The 23,628-nt window shown below is 37.4% G+C and carries 16 protein-coding genes; 12 read left to right on the forward strand and 4 right to left on the reverse strand.

Going from position 1 to position 23,628, the window contains the following annotated elements:
* Window positions 1-280 precede the first annotated feature (280 nt).
* From V6R21_RS29120 to V6R21_RS29140, 5 genes are all read left to right on the forward strand, one after another.
* On the forward strand, window positions 281-7,591 hold the full coding sequence (locus V6R21_RS29120; RefSeq protein WP_334247020.1) for a lamin tail domain-containing protein: 7,311 nt from the start codon (window positions 281-283) through the stop codon (window positions 7,589-7,591).
* Between the two features lie 141 nt (window positions 7,592-7,732).
* The gene (locus V6R21_RS29125) at window positions 7,733-7,975 is read left to right on the forward strand and encodes a type B 50S ribosomal protein L31 (protein ID WP_334247021.1); all 243 of its coding nucleotides are present in this window, start codon (window positions 7,733-7,735) and stop codon (window positions 7,973-7,975) included.
* A 264-nt stretch (window positions 7,976-8,239) separates the two neighbouring features.
* Entirely contained in the window at window positions 8,240-9,427 is a 1,188-nt protein-coding gene (locus V6R21_RS29130; protein WP_334247022.1) for a GlmU family protein, read from the forward strand.
* Between the two features lie 26 nt (window positions 9,428-9,453).
* On the forward strand, window positions 9,454-10,035 hold the full coding sequence (locus tag V6R21_RS29135; protein ID WP_334247023.1) for a 2'-5' RNA ligase family protein: 582 nt from the start codon (window positions 9,454-9,456) through the stop codon (window positions 10,033-10,035).
* Between the two features lie 42 nt (window positions 10,036-10,077).
* The gene (locus tag V6R21_RS29140; RefSeq protein WP_334247024.1) at window positions 10,078-10,971 is read left to right on the forward strand and encodes a carbon-nitrogen hydrolase; all 894 of its coding nucleotides are present in this window, start codon (window positions 10,078-10,080) and stop codon (window positions 10,969-10,971) included.
* 57 nt (window positions 10,972-11,028) lie between these two features.
* Here the strand turns inward: V6R21_RS29140 and V6R21_RS29145 are convergent, their stop codons facing one another.
* Complete coding sequence (locus V6R21_RS29145) at window positions 11,029-12,162, reverse strand: hypothetical protein (protein ID WP_334247025.1); 1,134 nt, start codon at window positions 12,160-12,162, stop codon at window positions 11,029-11,031.
* 522 nt (window positions 12,163-12,684) lie between these two features.
* Here V6R21_RS29145 and V6R21_RS29150 point away from each other — a divergent pair.
* The 5 genes from V6R21_RS29150 (at window position 12,685) to V6R21_RS29170 (ending at window position 18,082) form a co-directional block, all read left to right on the forward strand.
* The gene (locus tag V6R21_RS29150; RefSeq protein WP_334247026.1) at window positions 12,685-14,193 is read left to right on the forward strand and encodes a ribonuclease R family protein; all 1,509 of its coding nucleotides are present in this window, start codon (window positions 12,685-12,687) and stop codon (window positions 14,191-14,193) included.
* Entirely contained in the window at window positions 14,193-14,852 is a 660-nt protein-coding gene (locus V6R21_RS29155; protein WP_334247027.1) for an RNB domain-containing ribonuclease, read from the forward strand. The genes V6R21_RS29150 and V6R21_RS29155 overlap by 1 nt, the downstream gene beginning before the upstream one ends.
* Window positions 14,853-14,928: 76 nt before the next feature.
* Window positions 14,929-15,435, forward strand: a complete 507-nt coding sequence (locus V6R21_RS29160) for a phosphoribosyltransferase family protein (protein WP_334247028.1) — start codon at window positions 14,929-14,931, stop codon at window positions 15,433-15,435.
* A gap of 201 nt (window positions 15,436-15,636) precedes the next feature.
* Window positions 15,637-16,656, forward strand: a complete 1,020-nt coding sequence (gene pheS / locus V6R21_RS29165) for a phenylalanine--tRNA ligase subunit alpha (RefSeq protein ID WP_334247029.1) — start codon at window positions 15,637-15,639, stop codon at window positions 16,654-16,656.
* Between the two features lie 205 nt (window positions 16,657-16,861).
* Window positions 16,862-18,082 carry a hypothetical protein gene (locus V6R21_RS29170; protein WP_334247030.1) on the forward strand — a complete coding sequence of 407 codons (1,221 nt, stop codon included), beginning with the start codon at window positions 16,862-16,864 and terminating at the stop codon, window positions 18,080-18,082.
* A 33-nt stretch (window positions 18,083-18,115) separates the two neighbouring features.
* Here the strand turns inward: V6R21_RS29170 and V6R21_RS29175 are convergent, their stop codons facing one another.
* Entirely contained in the window at window positions 18,116-18,550 is a 435-nt protein-coding gene (locus tag V6R21_RS29175; RefSeq protein WP_334247031.1) for a sugar 3,4-ketoisomerase, read from the reverse strand.
* 150 nt (window positions 18,551-18,700) lie between these two features.
* Here V6R21_RS29175 and polX point away from each other — a divergent pair, with 150 nt between their 5' ends.
* The gene (gene polX / locus V6R21_RS29180; protein WP_334247032.1) at window positions 18,701-20,398 is read left to right on the forward strand and encodes a DNA polymerase/3'-5' exonuclease PolX; all 1,698 of its coding nucleotides are present in this window, start codon (window positions 18,701-18,703) and stop codon (window positions 20,396-20,398) included.
* Window positions 20,399-20,466: 68 nt separating this feature from the next.
* Here the strand turns inward: polX and atpC are convergent, their stop codons facing one another.
* On the reverse strand, window positions 20,467-20,715 hold the full coding sequence (gene atpC, locus V6R21_RS29185) for an ATP synthase F1 subunit epsilon (RefSeq protein WP_334247033.1): 249 nt from the start codon (window positions 20,713-20,715) through the stop codon (window positions 20,467-20,469).
* Window positions 20,716-20,821: 106 nt separating this feature from the next.
* Complete coding sequence (atpD, locus tag V6R21_RS29190; protein ID WP_334247034.1) at window positions 20,822-22,327, reverse strand: F0F1 ATP synthase subunit beta; 1,506 nt, start codon at window positions 22,325-22,327, stop codon at window positions 20,822-20,824.
* A 515-nt stretch (window positions 22,328-22,842) separates the two neighbouring features.
* Between atpD and V6R21_RS29195 the strand changes: the two genes are divergently transcribed.
* On the forward strand, window positions 22,843-23,514 hold the full coding sequence (locus tag V6R21_RS29195) for a hypothetical protein (protein ID WP_334247035.1): 672 nt from the start codon (window positions 22,843-22,845) through the stop codon (window positions 23,512-23,514).
* Window positions 23,515-23,628 lie beyond the last annotated feature (114 nt).

Raw genomic sequence — 23,628 nt, forward strand, 5'->3', positions numbered from 1 at the left:
CTTGCCTTCATGAAATTTGTTCCAAATAAGTACTTAAGATAGTTGAGGTAATCTTCATAATCATGTATTGAAAGAAGAAGGTGCCCATTATCAGGACGATGCGCAAAGGTAGATATTAATTTATTGTGAAGGTATAATCACTTGTTATTTCAACCTTCTTTGCCTGTATCAGTATTCCTGTAATGTAAATGCCCTTTTAAACAATAATTCATGATGGTAGTCAGCTAAATTATTGAGTCTTTCTCGATGCTGATTTCAAGACCTATAAAACCCAATTATCATGAAATTGTTGCCACAACTAGCACTGTTAGGCTGTTTACTTTACCCTTCTGTACTCTTTTCCCAATCAGATGTATTATTAAAAGAAGACTTCTCAACCTCACTTGATACAGCTCCACATGTATGGCAACAGTATATAACTTCTACAGGTTCTTTGCCTTCAGGCAGTTTTGTTATTAATACTCAACAAACATTACAATCCGATTTTTCAGGTGGTTCGGGAACACGAAAAGTAGCTTTTTCAAGTAAGGTAGAAGGAATAAGCGCTGAAGCAGATGAATTGGTTTGGGAATTTGATGTGCAGCATAACTTTTCTTTAACAGTCAATACAGCGAAAACAAACCAATCAAGGATATTTCTTTGGAGTAGTGCTGAAGATCTTAATAGTAGTGTAGAGGGATACTACATTATGGTCAATGATGGGGTTTCATTATATCGCCAAGATGGAGAAGAGTCTGCAGCTACTTTATTACACCAGACTAGCTTAGTACTTGACCAACCAAGCATTTCTGTAAAAGTAATTCGAGAGAAAGGGGGAATCTGGAAGCTGTGGGTAGATAGTATAAGTCAAGGGACAGTGACTGATAATAGCTACCAACCGAATGGGTGGTTTGGCATACAAGCAAGGTTTAGTGCAGCTTCTCGAGGGACTTCTTTTTACTATGATAATTTTTCCATTACCCAAACTATTCACCCTCAAGCGCCAGATATAGCACCACCAGCGATCGAGTCAATCAATCCGCAGGCAGATAATTCTATTTCAGTTGTATTTGATGAATCAATAGCTGACGTTAACATCTCACAAGTAGTAATTCAATCAGTGTCTTTAGCTGATGTGTTTACAGATGGACGTCAATTAAGCATTGAGTCAATCACTGATTTTGAGCAGGACAGTACTTATTTATTGGAGTTGACAAATATCTCTGATACATCAGGCAACCTTTTATCAATTGATACGGTGTTTGTTTTTCCTGACATTAGATCACCCTCAGTAACTTCATTTAATACAGTTAATAATCAAATACTTGAAATTGAATTTTCAGAATTTATATCAGACCTGTCTAGTCACTATTTTCTTTTAGATGGAGTTGAGCCAACATCTGTAGTCAGAAACCAGAATTATGATTTGAGATGGTTTTTACTTTTTGATGAAGCATTTAGAGAGAATAAAGCTTTAGAGCTTTCAATTGAACAATTACAAGATGATAGTGGTAACCAGTTGGATACATTATTAACCTTTACTATTGATACAAAAAGGCCTTCTATAACAGAACTGAAAGTATTAAATGACCATTCCTTAGAATTGCATTTTTCAGAGTCTGTAGATAGTTCAACAGCAAAGGCCATAAACCATTATGAAATTCAAGAACTAGGTTTATTTCCCGAAACTATAGAAGTAAATGGATCATTAATTCAATTGTTTTTTAACGGTGTTTTTGAGCAGGAGCAGACCTATGAATTAACTGTACGTTATGTAAAAGACATTGAAGGTAATGTACTAACAACTAAAACATTGTCTTTTAGCTATGATACTTTACCACCAATCTTAACCACAACTACATTTCTTTATCCTGATGTCATTTCATTGACTTTTTCTGAGATCATCAATTCAAATATTTCTTTAAATCAGATGAACTTGTCAGAAGTAGGTGAGCCTGATTCGATCTTTACTTATGGAGAGAAATTGTGGTTGTATTATTCTGATTTAGGCCAACAAGACTACGAGCTTATACTTTCAAATATAGAGGATGTATTAGGAAATAAACAGCCTCAACTGACGACAACTTTTTCAACAGAAGTGACTGAATTAAGTAAAGTGTGGGTTACTGGAATGAAAACATTGAGATTGCATTATTCCAATCCAGTGTTAACTAATTCGGTAACAGATTTTGCTCTGAATAATTCAGAAAATCCAATTTCAATTACGACGGATGAAAATAACAATGCAATACAAGATTTGACTTTTACTAACTCATTTCTTGAGGTACAGTGGATGGATTTATCCCTTCTACACTTAGATACTACTGTCCAGCTACAATACCAATCCTCTGTTACAGAGATTAACGTCATTTCTGCTCAAACAATAGAGGTGAATTTACGGGCTAATCCTTCTCAAATATTACCATCAGACTTTACGATTGATGGAATAGAAATTTTTGCAATTCAAAGGGATGTAGGAATCTCGAATCGATATTACCTCTTAACCGAAAACCTCTCACAAAATCAATTATATACACTCAGAACGAATAAAATCCACCTTCCTGACAAGGAGTATTTACCAGCTTCCGAAATAAATTTTATTTGGGATCAACAGTATCCGAAAGTATTGGCAGTAAGGATTACAGCTGAAAATGAACTGACAATAGTATTCGATGAACCTTTAGAAAAAGTTAATTCTGAAATATTTAATCACTATGAAATCAGTGAAATAGGGATTTCAAATTATGCTGATTTACAAGGAGAGAAGGTTGTGATTCAATTTGATACTTCTCTTGAATTCGGTATCGACTATAATTTAAACCTGAAAGGGATTGTAGATGAATATGGTAATGTGATTTCAGATACTACTATTCAAATTCGAAGAGATTTTCCACCTAGAGCCGGAGAGTTGTTTTTGAATGAGCTGATGGTGACACCTACAGAAGGAAATTCTGAATATATAGAGCTTTACAATGCATCGGATAGGTTGTTACAGCTATCAGAAGTTAGGCTTTCGGATAATACAGGTAGTACCTCATTACCATATTTTGAGTTATCAACAGGAGAGTATGTCGTGTTATGTCCTAAGGGATATGAAAAAAGTTATCAACAATCTGGGCATGTTTTGGGGATAACTAATTGGAGAAGCTTAAATAATAATGTTGATAACATTCAACTTACTAACACAGAGAATGAGCTTATTCACAATGTTGAATACAATAGTGAATGGCTCCCAGACAGTGTTGGGATATCTATTGAACTATTTGATTATCAGTATTTTTGCTTGAAAAAAGATGTGTGGATATCATCAAAAGATACATCAGGAGGTACACCCGGAAAAATTAATAATACTGGTTATTCACAATTTACATTAACACCTTTCAACATAGTTTCACACAATGTTGTGGATAACTATACTCTTCAGTTAACTTTTTCTAGACCTCTAAATAGAGATACTCCTCCAAATGTTGATAACTTTTTGATTTTTCCAGAATCTGTTATCGACTCCGTTCACATTCTAGGAGAAAATGAATTAGAAATCCGTTTTTTCAAAAACTTATCAACAGGGGAAAAATATGAACTGACGGTTTTGGGCATAAAAGATTGCTCAAACCGTGAATTGGCGACAACAAAATTAGAGATCATCAATGGAAAAGTTCCAGACATTGGTGAACTGTTATTTACTGAGATATTTTTTGATCCGCTTCCTAAATATGGTTTACCTGAAGGTGAATTTCTTGAAATCTATAATCCGACCGACAAAATTCTAACAACAAAAGAGTGTCAGATTTTGATAGGGAACAGTTCAGCAAATTTACCAAATATGGTGATATACCCTAAGCAATTTGTACTTCTTTGTGATGAAAAAAAGGTGGATTTATGGAATAATTATGAAAATGTGGTTGGAATTCCAGATTGGAAAGGATTAAACAATGATGGAGATACAATTTCAATTATTCATTTGTCTGATACAATTTTCTCGACTTATTATCATCCGAGTATGTTGGGGGATAAAAAAGAAGGTGGGTTTTCACTTGAAATGGTAAGTCCAAATGCTATTTGTTTAGGTGTTGATAACTGGCGAGTATCGGAGGATCCATCTGGAGGATCGCCTTCATCCATTAATTCTGTTGATGGAATTGATTTTTTACCTGAATTCACTGTCTCATCTCTTTCTCTCGTGGATAACTCAATTGTTCACATCGAATTTTCTTCTGAAATCGATGAATCAACAGCCTTATTTGTTGATAACTTTATCATTTCTAATAAAATCTTACTGGATTCCATCCAAATTGTTGAAAACAATACTGTGGAAGTCTCATTTCTCAAAAAGTTATCAACAAAGTCAAGCTATCAATTTAGAATTTCAGGAATTAAAGACTGTCTCGGAAGAAATTTGTCTGATTCAACATTTATCATTAGGCCATTTTTAAATCCAAAAGAAGGTGAACTGTTGATAACTGAAATATTTTCAGATCCAATCCCTTCATTTGGACTTCCAGAAAGTGAATTTATGGAAGTTATCAACATGACAGATCATAACCAGACTTTAAGTGAAGTGAAATTAGAGATTGGTGAATTGTTGATAACTCTTCCTGATTCAGTCATTGGTCCAAATGAAAGAGTTATTCTATGTGATAAAGGGGATGTTGATAAGTGGAGTGCTTATGGGATTACAATTGGTGTTGATAACTGGAAAAATTTACCTAATTCAGGTAGTAAAGTATCATTACTTACTGAAAATCAAATAATTAACAGTATTGTTTATAATGTTGAAATGCTTGAAAATCACAGTGATGGAGGATATTCACTAGAGTTGATAAATTCAGGTTTAACTTGTTTAGGTGTTGATAACTGGAAGGTTTGTGAAAGTTTATCAGGTGGTACTCCTGGAACAATCAATTCTGTGGATAATGTTGAATCAATTCCTGATTTTCAAATTATGGAAGTCAAAATTGTTGATAACTCATTGATAAAAATTATTTTTTCTGCAGAAATCAATGAAAAACAACTGTTTAGTGTTGATAACTTTTCGATTTTTCCACTTAATCCCATATCATCTGTGGATATTGTGGATAAAAATGAATTAGAAATCCGTTTTTTCAACAAGTTATCAACAGGAATTGAATATGAAATTACATTGCCCACTTTTCAGGATTGCGCTGGCAGGAATTTACACATTCCTAAAATGATTATCCCCAATGGCAAAATTCCTCATTATGGTGATTTGTTGATAACTGAAGTATTGCCTGATCCAACTCCATCTGTTGGCATGCCTGAAAGTGAATTCATTGAAATCTATAATCAGACAGATAGTATTCTAACTACCGAAAATGGTTTTCTTTTAATTGGAGCCAGATTAGCAAAGTTACCAAATATGGTGATTTACCCTAAGCAATTTTTACTTCTTTGTGATGAGTCAGAGTTAAACTTATGGGAAAACTATGAGAATGTAGTGGGAGTACCTGATTGGAATAGCTTAAACAATGAAGAATCGAGAATTTCTTTATTGCATTTATCAGATACAATTTCTTCGATGGTATATGATAGGCGAATTTGGAATTATCAACAATCTGGAGGACATACATTAGAAATGGTAAGTCCACATGCTATTTGTTTAGGTGTTGATAACTGGCAAATATCAAATGATCCATCAGGAGGATCACCAAATACAGCTGACTTTGTTGATAACATTGATAATTTGCCCGCTTTTTTTGTCAGTTCTACCAAAATTGTGGATAACTCGACTATTCAGTTAGAATTTTCAGTAAAAATCAATGAAGAAATCGCTGAAAATGTGAATAACTATCGCGTAAGCGAAAAAATTTTTTTTGACGTAGTCAAAATTATAAATCCAAAGACAGTAGAAATCACTTTTTTACAAAGTTTATCCACAGAACAAGCTTATCAATTAGAAATTTCAGACCTAGAAGACTGTCTAGGCAGAAAATTACCAACAAAGACGATTGAAATATTGATAGGAAAAGCTCCAAATCCATTGGATTTGTTGATAACTGAAATATTTTCTGATCCATTTCCAACAATAGGCTTACCAGAAAGTGAATTTCTTGAACTTATCAACAATTCTGATCATAATATTTCAACACAAGACTGCTATCTAAAAATAGGTGAGGTAGAAATCAAACTGCCAGAAACCATTATAAAACCTTCCGAACGAATTATTTTATGTGATGCTGATGATCAACATCTGTGGATAACTTTTGGAAGAACATTGGGAATTGAGAATTGGAAAGCATTGAATAATGAAGGAACCAAAATTTCCATTTTGGATGTGAATAAAAAAGTGATTTTTCAGGTTAACTACGAAACTGGTTGGTGGGAAAAAGAAAAAAGAGATGGGGGATGGTCACTGGAACTAATAGATATCAACAGTAACTGTTTTGGGCGAGAAAATTGGAGAGCTTCTGTTGATAAAAGTGGAGGTACACCTAGTAGACAAAATTCAATTCAAGGTATGTATCTTGATACAAGCTCGCCTGAGTTAGTTAAGTATGAAATCATAGGAAATGATACTATCAAATTAGAGTGGAATGAAAGTATAGATAGCACTTTTATAAAATTAGAAAAATACAATTTTAGTTTATCTGTTAAAGAAGTCTTTTTAGAAGAAGTAAATCCTGACGAAATATATCTGATTTTATCAGATAGCTTAGAGAAAAATAGAGTCTATAATTTGATTATTAGTGGAATATATGATTGTAGTGGGAATGAGGTGAAAAATAAAAGAGTGGAATTAGTAAGACCATTAGTTGCTAATTTTGGAGAGGTAAATCTTTCTGAAATACTATTTAATCCAAAAGTTGGAGGTGTAGATTTTGTTGAGATTTACAATGTTTCAGATAAGCACTTAAGTTTACAGAATTGGCAGTTAGTTAATCACAATCAAGAAGCGCACACATTATTGAGCGAAAGTCATGTGTTTTTTCCTAACTCCTTTCTTATTCTTACAGAATCTGCCGAAAAATTTAGGAGTATTTATCCTACTGTACCAGACTCATTAATATTGGAAATGGAAATGCCATCATTTCCTAATGAAAAAGGTAGTGTGATTTTGCGTAACCCTAATGGAGAGGAATGGGAAAGGTATGATTATGATGAAGACCATCATTTTGAATTACTTAAAAATGTTGAAGGTGTTTCTTTGGAAAGGATTGATTATAGTGCACCAGTGAATGATGCTAACAATTGGAGATCGTCCTCAGGTCAGTCAGGTTATGCTACTCCGGCAGCTCCTAATTCACAAAGGAGAATTTCGGGTAATCCTAAAATGGAAAATGAATGTTTTGTAATGGATTCAGATATTTTTTTTCCAGAAGGAACAGGTTCAGTAAATTTTACCTCCTTACAGTATAAATGTAACTCAGCAGGATATACAGTTACTATTACTATCTTTGATAGATATGGTCAGCAGGTTCGAAAATTGGTGGATAATCAGCTATTGACTTCAGAAGGTTTTTATAGATGGGATGGAACCAATCAGTTGGGACGGTTGGTAAAGCAGGGTGCCTACCTTATCAGAATTGAAATGTTGAATTTAAGTGGAGAAAGTTCAATAGTGATGAAAAAGGTAGTGATAGGAAGACGCTTTTGAGATGCATTAACACATATAGGTTCTTTTTCCAAAGAAAATCAGCAACATATTCTCAATCATAGTTGATATGTTGTTGATAATGTTTTAATTTTGCAATCCGATTTGAGTTCACGAAATAGAAAATTTATAATTCATAAGGACATGAGACAAGGAATCCATCCTGAATATAGAGAGGTTGTATTTCACGACCTGACAAGCGACGAGAAATTTTTGACTCGTTCAGCTATCGAAACAAAAGAAACAATTGACTTCGAAGGCGAGACTTACCCACTGATCAAAGTGGAAATTAGCTCTGCTTCTCACCCTTACTACACAGGTAAGAAGTCAGCTATCAACAAAGCTGGTAGAGTTGAGCGTTTCAACAAGAAATACGGAAGAAGCTAAGCCAATCTGTTCTTGTAGATTCTAGAAGCGTCACAATCGTCAAGATTGTGACGTTTTTTTTTGAATTGGGCTTCCTGTATACCCAAAATATACAGAATAATAGCATGAATCAGCTATATTGCATGCTGTGTACTGAATAACAATAAATTTTAAAGGGGAGTGCTCATAATGTGGGCTTTAGGTAACCCCTGAGTGTGTACAAATATTACCTAGCTACTATCAACTCATTTTATTTTTTAAAGCTATTTGACAATTACAAAGACAATGAATGTAATTCTGTTTGATGATCCTGAGAACAGGGTGAATCTATTGCCATTTACATTTGTTCGTCCTGTATCAGCATTGAGAGTGGGAATCATGACTCTTGCAGAAAAGTGGGAAAAGGCATTGGGTACGGATGTATCTTACCTTACTCAGGATTATTTGCAGGAAAAATTCCCTTTGCAGGCAGGCAGTGACAACTTGTATATAAATGCTTCTGTATGTCCGAATTCAGAATTGGTAGATCGGATTCATAAATTGAAGGAGGGACAATGTCTAATGTGGAAAGATGAACTGCTTGCAGTTCGTACTATGGAACATTTTAGAGATCCTTCGGAGGTTTCGGCTACTAAATACGTACAGAAGGATATAGTGATAACACCAGTGATTATCAGGTATCCATGGGATATTTTTATTAATACCCGTAATCAGATAATTGCAGACTTTCCTGTTGTGACAGAAGGTAGAAAAAGTGCTCCAATTGAAGATCGCTTCACAGTAGTATATGGAGAGGAAAACATTTTTGTTGAAGAGGGAGCAAGTATACGAGCTGCTATTCTGAATGCTGAAAAAGGACCTATCTATATAGGTAAAGGAGCTGAGATCCATGAAGGCTCAGTAATCAGAGGGGCATGTAGTATTGGAGAGGGAACCAAGATCAACATGAGTGCAAAAGTTCATGAGGATTGTAGTTTTGGACCTTATTGTAAAGTTGGAGGAGAGGTGAGTAACTCAGTATTTCAAGGTTATAGCAATAAGGGACATGATGGTTTCCTAGGAAACTCTGTATTGGCTGAGTGGTGTAATTTAGGTGCAGATACAAATACTTCAAACCTCAAAAACAATTATGGTGAGGTGAAGGTTTGGAATTATAAAACCCGAAACCTGATTGAAACAGGTCAGATGTTTTGTGGGTTAATGATGGGAGACCATTCAAAAGCAGGTATTAACACGATGTTCAACACAGGTACTGTAGTTGGTGTAAGTGCAAATATCTTTGGCGGAGGTTTTCCAGATAAACATATTCCTTCATTTGCGTGGGGAGGGATAGAAGATACAGTAACTGCAGATTTCGATAAAATGTGCGAGGTGGCAACAGCCGTAATGGGGCGTCGTCATGTAGATTTTACGGAGGTAGATAGGCAGATACTAAAACGTGTGTTTGAAATAACAGCTCTAGACCGAAATTAGCGACATTCAATTGTCGTATTTAGACAATGATCGCATTAGACTTTGCAGTGATTCCGCCTGACAATTTGTTGGAGGAATCTATTGCGGTAAACCGTCAGCTTGGTGATACCCAGCTTTTGCTGGAAAAAGAGCATACGGTTCCGCATATTTCTGTTTGTATGTGTTTAGCCCGTGAGGAAGACTTACCTCAAATCACCCATGAATTGTCAGAAGTGGCAAAACAATTTCAAGTGAAAGCCCTGCATGTTGAAAGTATATACAGACATGGAGAGGAAACTATTGGGTGGAATGTGAAAAAAGAAGCTTGGCTTGAACATCTTCATGATGTGTCAGTGGCAATTATGTCCAAGTACCATCATACAATAGCATTAGATGATACTTCATGCTTTGCATGGGTTAGTGAACAGAATCCAACTTCAGGTCTCCGATACTTGAACCATTATTTTACCCAGTATGCCTATGAGCATTTCTATCCACATATTACGATAGGGAAAGGTTATACGGATATGTTGGAAAGTAAAATTGGGAAAAGTTACGACGGAGGGCACTTAGCTTTGTATCATTTAGGGTCAGGTTGTACGTGTCAGAAATTGATTCAGCGTTTTTAAGTCAATTTGGCTATTATCAGGTTTATTTGCTAGAGAAGATATATGGCAAAACAGAATATACTGAAGGTTGGTTTGGTACAGCAAACTTGTACCAACAACAGGGAAGAAAACGTAGCAAAAAGCATCGCAGGTATTCGTGATTGTGTTGCTAAAGGTGCAGAATTGGTAGTTTTACAGGAGTTGCATACAGGCATCTACTTCTGTCAGGCAGAAGATGTGGACATGTTTGATTTGGCGGAAAGTATTCCCGGTCCATCCACAGAAGAGTTCGGAGCAATAGCCAAAGAGTTGGGAATCGTATTGGTAACATCTCTTTTTGAAAAGAGAGCACCAGGTATTTATCATAATACAGCAGTCGTATTGGAAAAAGACGGAAGTATTGCTGGTACATACCGTAAGATGCATATTCCTGATGATCCTGCATATTATGAGAAATTCTACTTTACACCTGGAGATCTAGGTTTTGAACCAATTGAAACTTCAGTGGGAACCTTGGGCGTATTGGTATGTTGGGATCAGTGGTATCCTGAAGGTGCAAGAATGATGGCAATGGCAGGTGCTGATATGTTGATTTATCCAACAGCTATAGGTTATGAAATGGCTGATACGCAGGATGAAAAAGACAGGCAGCGAAATGCTTGGATCATCTCTCAACGAGGACATGCTGTAGCTAATGGTTTACCTGTTATCAGTGTAAACAGAACAGGTTTTGAAAAGGATTTTTCAGGAGTAACAGACGGGATTCAGTTTTGGGGTAACAGCTTTGTGGTTGGTCCTCAAGGGGAATTCTTGTATGAAGCTTCCAATGACAATGAAGAAAATATTGTTGTGGAAGTAGATTTGCAAAGAAGTGAAGATGTTCGCCGAATCTGGCCATTTTTCAGGGATAGGAGAATTGATGCCTATGGCGACTTGACTAAAAGATTTAGAAAATAAATAAGAAATCGACATCCGTAATTTTTCGGATGTCGATGCTTTTTAACTAAGACTATCTTACCAATTCTCTTCCTTATTTACCCTTTCAATGTTTTCCTTTCCAAATAACTCATCATTGGTTTTCCGTTCATAATTCTTAGCAAGTGATAGGTTATTTTGGGATTTATAGCAGCGGTAAAGCTCAGAATAAATAAAGGAGGCTACATAATCATTACGGTCCTTGTGATTTTGAATGAGTTCTTCAGCTTTTAGCAGCTGTTCTTGTCCCGTTTCTTGGTTACCCTTTTTCCAGTCGTAATAGCCATGCATAGCATAAGCAACGGCTTGGTAAAAAGTATCTTCAGACTGAAATAGCTTGTCCATAAGAGGAAGACCATTTTCAATCTGGTTAGAACGTAAAAGGATAAAAAGATGCGATGTGATAAAAAAGAGATTATTAGGATATTGTTTTACATTTTCAGATGATAATTCAATCGCCTTATCTAATTGATTTTCATAGTTGGTATAGATTGAAATCAGGTAGCGTCTGGCTTCTGCCGAAGTAAACATGGCATTGTCCTTAGCGTAATACAGTTGTTTGATACCTTCTTCTTTATCTCCAGATGGTAAGAACATAGCTACCGGCTTGTAAACAGGATAAGTTTCAGGGTAGGCTTCTCGATAATAATTGTAGATACCAGTCGTAAAGTAAAATTCATTGAATTCTTCTTTTTTATCTACACCAATTCTGAGTAGTGTATAAACATCTTTAGCTTCACCAATGGCCTTAAAGGTAGCATTGTCACTGCTGAATTGACGCATCTTCATGCTTTTAGCCAGCATCTTGAAAAAAATACCTTCAGTGTCAGATGAATTTTTCTCTAGTTGTTGGTCTGAAAGCTCAACTGTTTTGGTCAGTAGTTTCATATACTCTTTGGTTTCTGGTTGACCGTGGGAGAGCGGGACATTCTGCCAATACAAGTTGAGGGCTTTAAGTAAGTAAACAGCTGGGTGTTCGCCAATTTCTTGTTCAAGCTGTGTTATTTCAGCAACACCTTGATCAAAGTCCCATTTATAGATACTTTCCAAAGCCCGTGAGATGATAGCTGCATTTTGGGAATTTGTAACGACGTTTTCTGATTGAGGATTTCCAAATGCAGTGATAGTAAGGAAAAAGAAAAGAAGGATAATGTTCTTTGATCGTGGTAGCATGTGTGGTTGAATTATGAATATAGTGTAGAGTTGAGATTATAGTCTGAATTCAGAAATAGCCTTAATTTAAGATAAGCTAAAGTTGATTTTAAATACTTAAGCTTATCATATCATGTATGCTAAAAGCAATTTTAGAAGATAGTGATGGTTTAATCAATACTTTTTCACTTAAAAGTACTTCAATATTCATGATAAAATGCTAATGTCACGACTTAAAATAGTAGCACCTAGAGGATAAAGTACCTCAAAATACAAAAAAGCATTCATAACCATTTGTTACCATGCTATTTTTGTAGAGTAATCCTATAATTATCCATAAAGATAAGGGTGCTTTAATTAAATAAATTTTTCTTCAGAGATAGATATTTCTGAAATTTAGGCGCAGCTTCAGCAAGGAGCTGTTAGACCGGATAAAAAGTTAACAACCGGTTATGATGGAGCCGTACTAAAATTGATTGTTAGATAGTACTAATTTGTTTTTAAGTATTATATGAAGGCTCCTGTTCAACAATAAGATATACAATGAGTAAAAAGAAAAAAGACAATAAAAACACAGCCAATAAGAAAAAGAGACACAGTAAAAGTGAAGGTACAGAAGGGGCTGCATTGATGGTTAAGAATATCATGACCTTACTGAACTCAGCTCCTGAAAAGCCTTTTTCTCATAGGCAGATTACCAAGCAACTTCAGTTGAAAAAGAAGGGACAGAAAGACTTACTGGAGAAGTTGCTAGACAAGTTGGTTGAAGAACAGCAATTGTTGAAGATAGGTTACAGGTACCAATCGACCAATTCACAAGGTTTGATACGTGGAACAGTAGATCATGTAAACCCTCGCTTTGGTTATATTGTAACCGGAGAGGATGAGGCTGATATTTGGGTAAGTACTCCCAACTTGAATCGAGCGCTTGATGGCGATACAGTTGAAATTAGAACCTATTTTAATGGACGCAAGCGTCGTACAGAGGGAGAAGTTGTTAGGATAGTAGAACGTGCCCGTGATGAATTTATTGGTCACTTAGAGTTATCGGCAAGGTTTGCCTTTGTCGTGACGATGGGACGTAAAATGCACCAAGATATCTTTATTCCTAAAAATGGTTTGGGCGACGCCAAGCATGGCGATAAAGTGATTGCCAAAATTGACCGTTGGAAGGAAGATGATAAAAACCCAATTGGAAAAGTAATCAAAGTATTGGGTAGAGCAGGAGAGAATGAGACAGAGATCCATTCGATCATGTTTGAATATGGATTGCCATTTAAGTTTCCTGATGAAGTGGAAATGGAAGCGGAAGCGATTCCTGAAGAAATACCAGCTGAGGAAATCAAGAAAAGGAGAGATTTCCGTACCCGTACCACATTTACGATTGACCCACTTACAGCAAAAGATTTTGATGATGCGCTGTCAATCAGGAAAATGAAAAATGGTCAGTGGGAGATAGGGGTACACATTGCAGATGTAACTCACTATGTTCGTCCTGATACAATACTGGAAGAAGAAGCTGAAAAGCGAGCAACATCAGTATACTTGGTGGACAGAACGGTACCGATGCTTCCTGAAAAGCTGTCAAATGGTCTTTGTTCATTGAATCCTAATGTGGATAGATTGGCATTTTCTGCAGTATTCAATATGGATGAAGAGGGGAAAATCTACAAACAATGGTTTGGTAGAACAGTGATTCACTCTGACAGAAGGTTTACTTATGAAGAAGCGCAGGAAAGAATCGAATCAGGTGAAGGAGATTATGCAGAAGAGATCATTACGCTGAATGAAATTGCCAAGAAGATGAAAGATGACCGTTTCCGTAACGGCGCTATTTCATTTGAGTCGGTAGAATTCCGTTTTGAGTTGGATGAGGATGGCAAACCTTTAGGGCTTTTCCCTAGAATCCGAAAGGATGCCCATAAGATGATCGAGGAGTTTATGTTGCTTGCAAATAAGCGTGTAGCAGAATATGTTTACCGCAAGAAAAAGAGAATAAGAATGCAACGATGGTTTACAGGGTTCACGACTCTCCAGACCCTGAAAAAGTAATGGCATTCTCTCTGTTCGCTAAGCGATTCGGTTATGACATAGATATGAAGGAGAATAAGCTTGCTGGTTCGTTGAATGAGTTGTCAGGAAAGCTGGAAGGTAAACCTGAACAGAATATTTTGGAGCAGCAAGCGATCCGTACAATGGCTAAGGCAAAATATACAACGGAACCTGAAGGACATTACGGATTAGGATTCAGTCACTATACACATTTTACTTCGCCAATTCGTCGATACCCAGATATGATGTCACATAGGTTGTTGCAACATTACCTTGATGGTAAGCAATCTCCTGAGGCGGCAGAATATGAAGACAAATGTGTGCATTCCTCACAAATGGAGAAAAGAGCTGCCGATGCTGAACGTGCTTCTGTTAAGTATAAGCAAGTGGAGTTTATGGAGAAGTATGTGGGGCAAGCGATGGATGGAGTAATCTCAGGTGTAACGGAATGGGGTATCTTTGTAGAGCTTGAAGAAACAAGATGTGAAGGTATGATCCGTATTTCCTCAATGGAAGATGATTACTATGTCTACGATGATGAGGAAATGGCTATAATAGGTGAGAAGTATAAGGGTACCTACCGTATTGGAGACCGAGTAAGAGTATTGGTTCTGAATACAAATATCGAGAAAAGAACCATTGATTTTGAAATGCTTTAATTCACAACAAATAACTGAAACCAAAGCATTGTCGTACTTTGGTTTCGGTTGGTAATTATCAATACTAACTAAGACTATGACATCAGCAAACGTTATCCTGACACACAATCAGATAATCCAGAAGATACGTCGGATTGCTTTTGAAATTTATGAGCAAAACTTTGATGAAGCCGAAGTGGTTTTTGCAGGTATTGTAGGAACTGGGTATCGCATGGCGCAACTGTTGGAAGAGCAATACAGACAGGTGTCTACCATGAATACACAATTGGTAAAAGTGACTATTGACAAGAAGGCTCCTCTACAAACCTTTATAGAACTGGATTGTGAACTTGAGTCATTGGAAGGAAAGGTTATTGTAATGGTGGATGATGTATTGAATACAGGAAAAACCATTGCATACAGTATGAAGCCTTTCTTGAATATCCGTGTAAGTAAACTGCAAGTGGCCGTGATGGTAGACCGTAGTTACAGAAGGTTCCCTGTATTTGTTGATTACATGGGGTATGAGTTGTCAACTACAGTCAATGAACATGTAGAAGTACAACTGGATGATGAAAATAACTATCAGGTAACGCTTACCTAGGACTCAATTTTACAAAAAAGACATAAGAGCAAGTTGATAACCTTTCATCTTGGGGCTTAAATCTTTTGTCTGATGGTTTTGCTTTCTGAATTATGAAATGAAATCATTAAATTTGCTTCGTTTCATAAAAAATTGAACTTAAAGAAGTAGCAGGAGAACAGGATATTAGCTTGTTTCGATTGCTTAAAAATAATCATAACTATGCTTGAGCAGGTAGAAAAGATAGCGAAGGAAATAGAAAACACCGAAGTAAAGCTGAAAGAGGAACTGGAAGCTTTCCGTTTGAAATTTGTAAGCAACAAAGGTGTGATCGGAGAACTTTTTGGTAAGATGAAGGAAATTGAACCTGATCAGCGAAAAGAATTCGGTCAGCAAATCAATGCCTTGAAAAACGCTGCTCAAGCCAAGTTCAAGGAGTTGCAGGATACGTTCGAAAATCAGGCAATGCAGAACATCAAGCATGATGACTTGACGCTTCCAAGCATTCCAAACGAATTGGGTACGATCCATCCACTTACAAAAGTAAGAGAGGATATCATTAGAATCTTTGAAAGAATTGGCTTCAACCTTTCAGAGGGACCTGAAATCGAGGATGATTGGCACAACTTCTCAGCATTGAACTTCCCGCCGAACCACCCGGCAAGAGAAATGCAGGATACGTTCTTTGTAGAAAAAGATCCTGATATTGCTTTGCGTACACACACTTCGTCTGTACAGGTACGTGTAATGGAGAATCAAGAGCCTCCAATCAGAACACTATCACCAGGACGTGTATACCGTAACGAAACTATTTCGGCAAGAGCGCACTGTATGTTCCACCAGATTGAGGGACTTTATATCAATGAGAATGTAAGCTTCAAGGATATGAAGGATACATTGTACTACTTTGCCAAAGAGTTTTTCGGAGCAGATACAAAAATCCGTTTGCGTCCTTCTTACTTCCCATTTACTGAGCCAAGTGCTGAAATTGATATCAGCTGTTCAGTATGTCATGGCAAAGGCTGTAACATCTGTAAGTACTCAGGTTGGGTAGAAATTGGAGGTTGTGGTATGGTAGACCCTAACGTATTGAAAGCCTCAGGCATTGATCCTGAAAAATATACAGGTTTTGCATTTGGTATGGGAGTGGAGCGTATGGCACTTCTGAAATATGGAATTAACGACTTACGTCTGTTTACAGAGAATGATGTACGATTCTTACGTCAGTTCTCATCTATATAACGCAGATGAAAAACATAATAAAGAAGCCGGAGGATCAATAATCCTTCGGCTTTTTTATGTTTAAAGAGAAAGGAATCCTTTATAGTGAGTAATCAATCACTTAACCTTGTTCATAAAGTGTACATTTTATTAAATTGCCCCGCTAACCAAATTCCGGCTGCTGTACGGCTTCCGGATTTCGATGATAACATAAGTGACTTTTTGGATGAAACTTATTGAGATAACTAACAAAGAACTGATCAAGGAATTTCTGGAATTTCCAGTAAGACTGTACAAAGACGATCCTAACTATATACGTCCATTGGATAAAGATGTAGAATCGGTCTTTGACCTTGAACAGAATAAATTATTTAAAAGGGGTGGTAAGGCAATCAGATGGATACTTAAGAATGGTACAGGCAAGACAATAGGTAGAGTAGCTGCCTATATCAACCCAATGACAGTGAATAAGGATGAGTCATTGCCCACCGGAAGTATGGGATTTTTTGACTGTATCAATGACCAGCAAGCAGCGAATATGTTGTTTGATACCTGCAAGAACTGGCTAATGGAACAGGGAGTTGAAGCGATGGATGGTCCTGTTAATTTAGGAGACCGTGACAAATGGTGGGGGTGTTTGGCTGAAGGCTACACAGAACCTAACTACTGTATGCATTATAACTTTCCATACTATAATGACCTGTATCAGAACTATGGGTTTGGTGTATTCTTCAAACAATACACTTATCACCGTCTAGTACCAGATACATTGGATGAAAAGCTCATCAATAAAGGGGAGGTTATCTATAATAACCCTGATTATCACTTTGAACATATGAAGATCAGTAACCTGATGAAGTATGCAAAAGACTTTTCAGTGATATATACCAAGGCATGGACAAAGCATGAAGGTGTAAAGGGAATTGATGAGAAACAGGCTGCCAAGATTTTCAAAACGATGAAGCCTATCCTAGATGAAGAGATTGCATGGTTTGGATACTACAAAGACGAACCAGTAGCATTTTATCTTCAGATTCCTGAAATGAACCAGATTATTCGAAATATCAAGGATGGTAAGTTTGGGGTCTGGAATAAGCTGAAAATGTTTTACCATGTAAAAAGGAAGACGAGCAGAAAGCTTTTCGGACTTGTGTTTGGTGTAGTACCTGAGCATCAGCGTAAAGGAGTTGAAGCAGGAATTATTTTGGCCTACTCAAATTTCATTCAGGAAAAGCTGAAAAAGCAAGGGAAAGCAAGTGATGATCCAGCTTTTGTACACAAAGGCTATCATTACAATGAATTGGAGATGAACTGGATTGGAGACTTTAATCCTAAAATGATGCGAACAGCAGAGTTAATTGGTGGGAAAATCTTCAAGACACATATTACATACCGCAAACTCTTCGATGAAACGAGAGAGTTTAAGAGAATGACCATTATCGATTAAGGTAATACTGAATCAAGATATATGGCTGAGGGATTATCCTTCAGCCATTTGTTTTTCAGCAGTATAATAGGCTAACCACTTTTTCTGATTCATAAGGTAGTCAGATTTGTCATAAACAGTGGAAGCCATTACTAGAAGTACTGCACCGTTTGAATATCGGATAGTTCTCCATACAAAAGGAGGTAAGTAGAGTGCCTTTTGGGGATTGTCCAAAACAAAAGAGACGGTATTGCCTTCTGTGTTACTGGTTTCAACAGTAATACTGCCATTTACACAGACTAGTAATTCCTGAGTCGTTTTGTGGGCGTGGTTGCCACGCGTATGTGATTCGGGGGTATTATATGTCCAAAAAGTGCGCTTCACCTCAAACGGAATAAGTTCGTGATGTTCAGCAATAGTAACATAACCTGTTTCAGGCTCGCCTTTTTCGCAGAGTGAAATGATATAGGGCTGGTCAAATCCTTTCATACTTTCAATATATCAATAGATTGGCGAAGATAACGATTCTTTTATTACGGTCTTATCACACCCTGATGTCTAATATCTAATATCTTAAATGTACCTTTGTAAATAAGCAAAACTAATAGATTAACATACCCTTCTGAATACAAATAAACTATGGTTTCAAATAAAGAAATAGCAAAAGTTATCAAGTCAGCAGCTTCTTTGATGGAAGTACATGGTGCTAATGCTTTCAAAACGCGTGCATATTCCTCTGCCGTATTTAATATTGAAAAATCAGAAGAAGCATTGGGTGGAAAATCTTCTGATGAGCTTCAGGAATTGGGCTTTTCCAAAAGCATGGCAGAGAAAATTGTAGAAATATCTGGCACAGGATCGTTTGCTGATTTTGATAAACTATTGGAAGAAACTCCAGAAGGGGTTGTCAAAATGCTTGAGATCAAAGGTATTGGAGGTAAGAAAATTGCCACAATCTGGAAAGAACTTGAGATCGAAACCATAGAGGCTTTGGAGAAGGCTTGCCGTGAAAATAAGGTGCAGGCTTTAAAAGGATTTGGTGCCAAGACTGAACAGACAATTCTTGAGCAGATCCAATTTCTGGAAGAAAACAAAGGGAAGCTGTACTATGCTGAAGCTGAACCTTTAGCCCAAAGCTTTGTGGAATATTTGCAGCAGGCAGGTTTTTCATTAGTAGAGGCAAGCGGTGAAGTACGACGAAAGATGGAAATTGTAGAGACTCTTCAGTGGGTCGTGGCAACGGATGATTTTTCAAAACTTAAAAATGAATTGGTGAATATCCCTGATTGGGAATATCACGAGAAGGACTCAGGACCTAATGTTTGGAGAGGTGAGATTACGGATTTAGGAATGCCTGTTGAGGTGAAAATTGCCAAGGAACAGGATTTTGCTAAAACATTATTGCTTAATTCTTGCGATGGAAAACACCTTTCATTGGTTGGAGAAAAAGGAAAAATACTTTCTGAAATAGTGAGAACAACTTCCCAATCAAGTGAGGAGGCTTACTATGAAGTGGCTGGGTTGCCATTCTTTCCTCCTGAGATGAGAGATGGTTTTTTTGAAAGAGAATTACTCCAAAATGGAGGAGTACCTGAGCTGGTTAAGATGGAAGACTTGAAAGGAATCTTGCATAACCACTCTACTTACTCTGATGGAAAACACACATTAGAGGAAATGGCACGCCACTGTAAGGAGTTAGGTTATGATTACTTAGGTATTACGGATCACTCCAAATCAGCATTTTATGCTAATGGCTTGAATGAAGATCGTATTAGGCAACAACATGCTGAAATTGATGAACTGAACAAGCAACTGGCTCCATTTAAAATCTTTAAGGGGATTGAATCTGATATTTTGAATGATGGGAGTTTGGACTATTCAGATGATGTCTTGGCAAGCTTTGATTTTATCATAGCCTCAATTCATTCTAATCTGAAGATGGATAAAAAGAAGGCAACAGACCGATTACTTAAAGCTATTGCCAATCCATATACCACAATGCTGGGACATCCGACGGGAAGACTTTTATTAAAACGAGAAGGCTATCCAATAGATCATAAAATGGTAATAGATGCCTGTGCAGAACACAATGTAATGATTGAGATCAATGCTCACCCTTGGAGATTGGATCTAGATTGGAGATGGGTTCGCTATGCATTGTCTAAAGGGGTTATGATCAGTGTGAATCCAGATGCGCATGAGATGGAAGGTTATCAGTATATGCGATTTGGTTTACTAGTGGGGAGAAAAGCAGGACTAACAAAAGAAATGACCTTGAATGCGATGAGTACCGAAGAGGTAGCCAAGCGTTTTGCAGAGAAGAATAACAAGCAATAAAATAAAAGGGGACGTACTGATACGTCCCCTTTTTTATGAATTTTTTCTATCAGAATACAATCATTCGATTACCCAATAATTGCTTCAGCCAGAATTGTGATCTTGTTGTTCAGCAGTTCAACCGTACCGCCATCAATCATGAAGTTTTTAGTTTCTCCACCCTTGATTGTGATACGAACGTTACCTTTTGTCAAGGCACTGATGATGTCTGCGTGCTTGTTCAGCATTTCGAACTCACCATTGATGCCAGGTACCTTTACTGCTTGTACCTCACCTTCAAAGGCTTTTGCATCAGGTGTGATTAGTTCCAGGTACATGTCTTAGTCTTTATTAGTTAGTAATTAGTATTCAGTATTTAGTAGTTAGTTGTGAGAAATACTTCTTCTGACTACTAACTACTAAATACTAACTACTGACCTTTTATTACTTCGTTGCTTCAGCCAGCATTTTCTCGCCTTTCGCTACCGCATCCTCGATAGAACCTACCAAGTTGAAGGCACCTTCTGGCAAGTGGTCCCACTTACCATCCAGAATCTCGTTGAAACCTTTGATAGTATCTTTGATATCAACAAGAACACCTTTCAGACCAGTAAACTGTTCTGCTACGTGGAATGGCTGAGAAAGGAAACGCTGCACACGACGAGCTCTGTGTACGATCAGTTTATCTTCGTCAGAAAGTTCATCCATACCAAGGATGGCGATGATATCCTGCAGCTCGTTGTAACGCTGAAGCGTTTCTTTCACTCTTTGAGCAGTGTTGTAGTGCTCGTCTCCAAGAATATCTGGAGAAAGGATACGTGAAGTTGAATCCAATGGGTCTACCGCAGGGTAGATACCAAGGGAAGCAATTTTACGAGAAAGTACAGTTTGTGCGTCCAAGTGAGAGAATGTCGTTGCTGGCGCTGGGTCAGTCAAGTCATCCGCTGGTACGTAAACTGCCTGTACTGAAGTAATGGAACCTCTCTTAGTTGAAGTAATACGCTCCTGCATGGCACCCATTTCAGTAGCCAGTGTTGGCTGGTAACCTACTGCTGATGGCATACGACCAAGAAGGGCTGATACTTCTGAACCTGCCTGCGTGAAACGGAAGATGTTGTCAACGAAGAACAGGATGTCACGGCCTTGGCCTTCGCCATCACCGTCACGGAAGTACTCTGCTACTGTAAGACCTGAAAGGGCTACACGAGCACGGGCACCTGGAGGTTCGTTCATCTGACCGAATACCAGTGTCGCCTGAGAAGTAGCCAACTCATCGTAGTCTACTTTGCTTAGGTCCCATCCACCTTTCTCCATGTCCTCAACGAATTCCTTACCGTATTTGATAACGCCTGATTCGATCATCTCTCTCAGAAGGTCATTACCTTCACGAGTTCTTTCACCTACACCGGCAAATACGGAGATACCTGAGTATGCTTTTGCAATGTTGTTGATAAGCTCCATGATCAATACGGTTTTACCTACACCGGCACCACCGAACAAACCAACTTTACCACCTTTTGCATATGGCTCCAACAGGTCAATTACTTTGATACCTGTGAAAAGCACTTCTGTTGAAGTAGAAAGGTCTTCAAACTTAGGAGCCGATTTGTGAATGGCTGCTTTTTGAGCGCCTGAAGGCTGCTTCATGCCATCGATCGCTTCTCCAATAACGTTGAACAGACGACCTTTAATGTCATCACCTACAGGCATAGCGATTGGTGCACCTGTATCAACTACTTCGATTCCTCTTCTAAGACCTTCTGTACCGTCCATAGCGACTGTACGTACACGATCTTCACCGAGGTGCTGTTGTACCTCAAGAACAATCTCTTGACCGTTGTCCTTCTTTACTGTAAGGGCATTGTATATTGCAGGAAGCTGAGCATCGTCTTCGAAGCTCACGTCCACTACCGGTCCAATAACTTGAGTAACCTTACCAAGATTTGACATTCTGATATGATTATTTTTCTGAACTAATTACTTCTTTTTAGAAAAAATTAAGTGTATTCTGACAATTTAATTTTTGCCTCGAGTCCACTCGCACCGCAAAACTATATATATATCCCTATTTTCCAAAAGAGTTCTTAACAAAGTTAAACTCTTTAGTAGCCTTATTTCCCTTGATTTATGAATGTTGGCACAATAAAAACACTATAATTTCTTTAAATAATTAAGTAAATATTTGTCCCGATGGCAAGATTTATTTATCATCACCCTGAGAATGTCTATAGTACCGAAGAAGGTGAAAGTATAAGCAATTAGGTGTAAGGTTTAGAAAGAGGGAAAAAATTTTTAGCAAAAATGTAAAAAATCTCTCCACACTATTACATAATGATGCACAATTGGAAAATAGCTTGTAAACTGTCTTCTAACTTTTTTGCATTTAATGTATTAAAGGCTTCTTTTGCCTTTGATCTCTCTAGGACTTTTTAAAATGATATTTGAGCTCAAGACAAAAACTGAATATGCATATCCGTATACATTGTCTTCTGAAAAATTGTTCGGTTGCACTGATGCTGGTGATCACATTACTTGTTGATCTCCAAGCTTTCGCTTCCGTTATCTCAGATCCTTTGGAGAAACCGCAGCTTTGGCAAAAGCTAAAGGAGGCACCAACAGATTCGTTGCTTTGGTCTTCCTATATCGGTAAACCATGGGTTGCTATGACAATCCAAGAAAAAGAAAAGGTAGAGGAATGGAAGAGCCAACTGACAGAAGAGTTAATTAGTAACTCCAAAGAAGTTTATGCAGGTGAGACAAAAGCCAAGGCTGTTGATGATTCGCCTGAAGCATGGGAGGGCATGCCTTCTCAGGAACAGATTACAGCAAGTGAACAAATACAAATAGGCAAGGAGCTGAAAGAGCATTTCAAGGCAATTGAATCAGCAATGCTTTCAGAGCCTGACTATATCGCTGAGCTAAAGAGAAACCTGACCGTAAATTTTGTAATTCTGGATGCAACCTACCGTGAAGAGTTTGAGGCTTATGGTGTCAACTACCGTGGCTACTATGAGGTATACCCAGAAGGCAATTATCCACAGGAAAAATGGATTGCAGAAAAGTCGAGTCAGTTGAGGCTATATAAGAAGAGCGAGTTTGAAAAAATGAAAGCTGAAATGCTCAGGACAGCAAATTAAGTGTACCGTTAGGTAATAAATGATAAAGGAGTTCTAAGACTACGGTTACTTAGAACTCTTTTTTGTATGTGGGTGTTGAAGTTCCGGAAGGGAGAAAAATGTTAAATATTGGAG

Origin of the sequence: Limibacter armeniacum (assembly GCF_036880985.1) — a bacterium.
GTDB classification, from domain to species: domain Bacteria; phylum Bacteroidota; class Bacteroidia; order Cytophagales; family Flammeovirgaceae; genus Limibacter; species Limibacter armeniacum.

Coding starts and splice junctions, on each gene's coding strand:
- V6R21_RS29120 (WP_334247020.1), top strand. CDS start 281: ATGAAATTGTTGCCACAACTAGCACTGTTAGGCTGTTTACTTTACCCT.
- V6R21_RS29125 (WP_334247021.1), top strand. CDS start 7,733: ATGAGACAAGGAATCCATCCTGAATATAGAGAGGTTGTATTTCACGAC.
- V6R21_RS29130 (WP_334247022.1), top strand. CDS start 8,240: ATGAATGTAATTCTGTTTGATGATCCTGAGAACAGGGTGAATCTATTG.
- V6R21_RS29135 (WP_334247023.1), top strand. CDS start 9,454: ATGATCGCATTAGACTTTGCAGTGATTCCGCCTGACAATTTGTTGGAG.
- V6R21_RS29140 (WP_334247024.1), top strand. CDS start 10,078: ATGGCAAAACAGAATATACTGAAGGTTGGTTTGGTACAGCAAACTTGT.
- V6R21_RS29145 (WP_334247025.1), bottom strand. CDS start 12,162: ATGCTACCACGATCAAAGAACATTATCCTTCTTTTCTTTTTCCTTACT.
- V6R21_RS29150 (WP_334247026.1), top strand. CDS start 12,685: ATGAGTAAAAAGAAAAAAGACAATAAAAACACAGCCAATAAGAAAAAG.
- V6R21_RS29155 (WP_334247027.1), top strand. CDS start 14,193: ATGGCATTCTCTCTGTTCGCTAAGCGATTCGGTTATGACATAGATATG.
- V6R21_RS29160 (WP_334247028.1), top strand. CDS start 14,929: ATGACATCAGCAAACGTTATCCTGACACACAATCAGATAATCCAGAAG.
- pheS (WP_334247029.1), top strand. CDS start 15,637: ATGCTTGAGCAGGTAGAAAAGATAGCGAAGGAAATAGAAAACACCGAA.
- V6R21_RS29170 (WP_334247030.1), top strand. CDS start 16,862: ATGAAACTTATTGAGATAACTAACAAAGAACTGATCAAGGAATTTCTG.
- V6R21_RS29175 (WP_334247031.1), bottom strand. CDS start 18,550: ATGAAAGGATTTGACCAGCCCTATATCATTTCACTCTGCGAAAAAGGC.
- polX (WP_334247032.1), top strand. CDS start 18,701: ATGGTTTCAAATAAAGAAATAGCAAAAGTTATCAAGTCAGCAGCTTCT.
- atpC (WP_334247033.1), bottom strand. CDS start 20,715: ATGTACCTGGAACTAATCACACCTGATGCAAAAGCCTTTGAAGGTGAG.
- atpD (WP_334247034.1), bottom strand. CDS start 22,327: ATGTCAAATCTTGGTAAGGTTACTCAAGTTATTGGACCGGTAGTGGAC.
- V6R21_RS29195 (WP_334247035.1), top strand. CDS start 22,843: ATGCATATCCGTATACATTGTCTTCTGAAAAATTGTTCGGTTGCACTG.